The organism is Paenarthrobacter sp. CM16 (assembly GCF_013179505.1).
In the GTDB taxonomy this organism is placed as follows: domain Bacteria; phylum Actinomycetota; class Actinomycetes; order Actinomycetales; family Micrococcaceae; genus Arthrobacter.
Genome location: NZ_JABMCX010000393.1, coordinates 1 through 3,461, shown reverse-complemented (window position 1 = coordinate 3,461; position 3,461 = coordinate 1). Strand labels below are relative to the sequence as shown.

At 61.7% G+C, this 3,461-nt stretch carries 3 protein-coding genes; 2 read left to right on the top strand and 1 reads right to left on the bottom strand.

The window, feature by feature from the left end:
- The first annotated feature begins 122 nt into the window (after positions 1 to 122).
- Positions 123 to 716 (top strand): SRPBCC family protein, encoded by a 594-nt coding sequence (locus HP499_RS22300; RefSeq protein ID WP_172326278.1) that lies wholly within the window; start codon positions 123 to 125, stop codon positions 714 to 716.
- A 133-nt stretch (positions 717 to 849) separates the two neighbouring features.
- The gene (locus HP499_RS22295) at positions 850 to 2,373 is read left to right on the top strand and encodes a CYTH and CHAD domain-containing protein (RefSeq protein WP_172326277.1); all 1,524 of its coding nucleotides are present in this window, start codon (positions 850 to 852) and stop codon (positions 2,371 to 2,373) included.
- Here HP499_RS22295 and HP499_RS22290 read toward each other — a convergent pair.
- Positions 2,363 to 3,208 (bottom strand): alpha/beta fold hydrolase, encoded by an 846-nt coding sequence (locus tag HP499_RS22290; protein ID WP_172326276.1) that lies wholly within the window; start codon positions 3,206 to 3,208, stop codon positions 2,363 to 2,365. The genes HP499_RS22295 and HP499_RS22290 overlap by 11 nt on opposite strands.
- Positions 3,209 to 3,461 lie beyond the last annotated feature (253 nt).

Below are 3,461 nucleotides of genomic sequence, written 5' to 3'. Positions count from 1 at the left end.
CGGCTAAGAGCTTTGGCTGGCGCGCTTTAGACAGGCGCGCCACTGGTTATGCAGCCAGCTGGCTGGCGCGCCACCAGTATTACCGCGTGAGCACCCGAGACACGATCGAAGGAGCAAATCCTATGGCTACGGTCAACAAGTCAATCGAAGTAGATGTCCCTGTATCAGTCGCCTATAACCAATGGACCCAGTTCGAGAGCTTTCCGGAGTTCATGAACGGCGTGGAGTCGGTGGAACAGATTGACGACACAGCCCTCCACTTCTCCACAAATGTTGGCGGAGTGAAGCGGGAGTACAACGCCCAGATCATCGAGCAGGTCCCTGACCAGCTGGTCAGTTGGGCCAGCGTCGATGGTCCACGTAACGCAGGCACTGTCAGCTTTGAACCGCTGGAAGACGCCCGCACCCGTGTGACTGTAGCGATCGATTGGGAGCCCGAAGGCCTTGCCGAAAAAGCCGGCTCCGCATTGCACGTGGATGAGCTGCGGGTAGGCGCCGACTTGGACAAGTTTAAGAAGTTCATCGAGGCCCAGGGGCATGAAACCGGGGCTTGGCGCGGGACGGTATCGGGCGGCGACGTCGATGACACCGGGCAGACCTTTGGCAGTGGTTCGGTAGCAACAGCTGATAACCCGCCCGTTGATCCGGACCTCGCGGCGCCCTCGGCAGCCGAGGGGCCGGTTGAGCCTCCGCAGCCGCGAACCCCGGGTTTGTAGCGGACGGCCGGTCTCTGGCGCGAAGCGTGGAACTGGCTCACACTGGATACAGCACCAATAGATAGCTCCACCGAGGGCCGGCCACCATCACGGGCCGGCCCTCCGGCTTACCCGGAAGGGAGTCCTGACAGCCATGGCAACGTCCAGCACCGTGGAGTCCGAGCGGAAATTCGACGCCGGGCAATCCACCCCGCTGCCTGCACTCGAGAAGATCGACGGCGTGGGGGCAGTAGGTGAACCGGCAATCCACAGTTTGGAAGCCATCTATTTCGATACCCGCCACCTTGACTTGGCGGCCCGCGGTATCACCCTGCGCCGCCGCACAGGCGGACCCGACGCCGGATGGCACCTGAAGTTGCCCCTCAGCCCAGGAAAGCGTACGGAAATTCATGCTCCGCTGGGCGCAGCAGACACCGTTCCCTTGGAATTGATGGACCGGGTACTGGCTTACACCCGCGGTCATGCCGTGGCAGCAGTCGCCACCCTCACCACGGAACGCACCAGCTACGCCCTGTACGGGCATAACGGTGAACGACTGGCTGACTTCGTTGATGACTACGTGCGCGCCCGCGTGTTAGTCGGGGAGCCCCGTGAGGTGGAGTGGCGGGAGTGGGAAGTGGAGCTGGCTGAGCAGGACGACGCCGATGATGCCTTGCTGGACAGCCTCACCGGACAGCTTTCGGAGGCAGGAGCGAAACCCAGTGAACGGACCTCCAAACTGGCTACCGCGTTGGGTGATTCATGGCCTGATACCAAGGGAACAGCCCGGCAGGATTCCGTCAGCCAGGATGCGGCCGTTGCTCCGGTGCTCAGCTATCTCCAGTCCCAGGTGGCAGATCTGCTCCTACAGGATGCCCATGTGAGGTTGGGCAGGGACGACTCAGTCCATCAGATGCGCTCAGTGATCCGCCGTATCCGGTCCGTATTGCACTCATACCGCTCGCTCTTCGAAGAGGCGCCCGTGAAGGAGTTGGAGGGAGCATTGAAGTCCCTGGCCAAAATCCTGGGTCGGTACCGCGATACGGAAGTACTGCACGCACGCTTGAAAGCACAGCTGGATGAACTTCCCGGAAAACTGGTCCTGGGTCCGCTCCACGATGAGTTGGACCAGCGAATGGCCGTGAGGGCGGACACCGCGATGGCAGCCATCAAAGAACGGTTGACCGGCCCCCGCTATTTCCGGCTGCTGGACGAACTCGAGGATTTCATCGCCACTCCACCCGTGACAGCCCGAGGGGAGGAGCCGGCTCGGAAAACGACGGCGAAGCTCGTCAACAAAGCCGTCAAGCGGCTGGGCAAACGCCATGACGCGGCGGTGGCTTCCGCCGTTGGGCCTCAACGCGACGCGGCGTTTCACGAGGTCCGAAAGTCAGCCAAGAAGCTGCGTTTCGCCGCCGCTGCGGTGGAGGGCGTCCACGGCAGAAAGGCCACGAAGGTGGAGGGCGCGGCCCACAAAGTCCAGTCCATCCTGGGCGATCACCAGGACAGTGTGATGTCCCGTGCGGAGCTGCTCGAACTGGGCTCAGCTCCGGGCGTCAGCAGCGCTGCGTTTACTTACGGCGTGCTGCACGCCATGGAACGCAATGCCGCCGACGCCACGGAAGAGGAATATCTACGTCACAGCAAGAAGGCGTTGAAACTCCGGCTCAAGAAATAGGCTTCTTGAGGAAAGCCAGCAGGGCCTCGTTGATCTCGGCTCCGTGCGTCCACAGCAGGCCGTGCGGCGCACCCTCGATTTCAAGGTATTCAGCGCTGGGGAGCGCGTCCTTGAAACGGCGTCCTGTGACGTCGATGGGAAGGATGTTGTCAGCTGTGCCATGGACGATCAAGGCCGGGACGTCGATCTTGGGGATGTCGGCGCGGAAGTCGGTGAGCCACGTGGGCTGGGCCGCAACCGAGGCGAACGCACCGGATTTGCTGGCTAGGTTCCAGCTGGCATCCAAGGCTTCCTGGCTGAGGCGGTCCGTGCCCAGGAAAGTGTCCGTGTTGTAGAAGTTCTTGAAGAAGTCGGTGAAGAACGCGTAGCGGTCGGCGGTGACTGCCGAGGCGAGGCCGTCGAACACGTCCTGCGGGACGCCGTCGGGGTTGTCCTCTGTCTTTAGCAGGAAAGGTTCCAGCGAACCGAGGAAGACTGCCTTGGCAACACGGGCTGAACCGTAGGTGCTGATGTAGCGTGCCACCTCCCCGGTTCCCATGGAGAAGCCCACCAGGACGACGTCGTTCACGTCCAGGGTGTCCAACACGGTCTTCAGGTCCGCCGCAAAGGTGTCGTAGTCGTAGCCTTCAGTGGGCTGGCTGGACTTGCCGAAGCCCCGGCGATCGTAGGTGATGACGCGGTAACCGGCGTCGAGCAGTACGGCGGTCTGCTTCTCCCATGAGGATCCGTCCAAGGGGTAGCCGTGAATCAGGACCACTGCCTGGCCGGTCCCGTGGTCCTCGTAGTAGAGCTCGATCTCAGTGCTGTTTTCGTTTCCGACGGTGATGTAAGCCAAAACTCAAGTCCCTTCGATGCGGTTCAACACGAACGTTTCCAGCCTACTGGCCGGGTCCCACGCTGGCTTCGACGTTGACAAGGGAGTCGTGGACCGCCTGAGCAAGTGTTTGGGGTGCGGTTATATGGATGAGGTGGTCTTGGCCTTGCAGCGACACGACCATAGGGCGGTTTAGAGCTTGAATCGCACGGGTGCACGGCGCTTCATAAACCAAGCCGCTTTCCGATCCACGGAGCACTGTTACGGGCTTCGC

Coding starts and splice junctions, on each gene's coding strand:
- HP499_RS22295 (WP_172326277.1), top strand. CDS start 850: ATGGCAACGTCCAGCACCGTGGAGTCCGAGCGGAAATTCGACGCCGGG.
- HP499_RS22300 (WP_172326278.1), top strand. CDS start 123: ATGGCTACGGTCAACAAGTCAATCGAAGTAGATGTCCCTGTATCAGTC.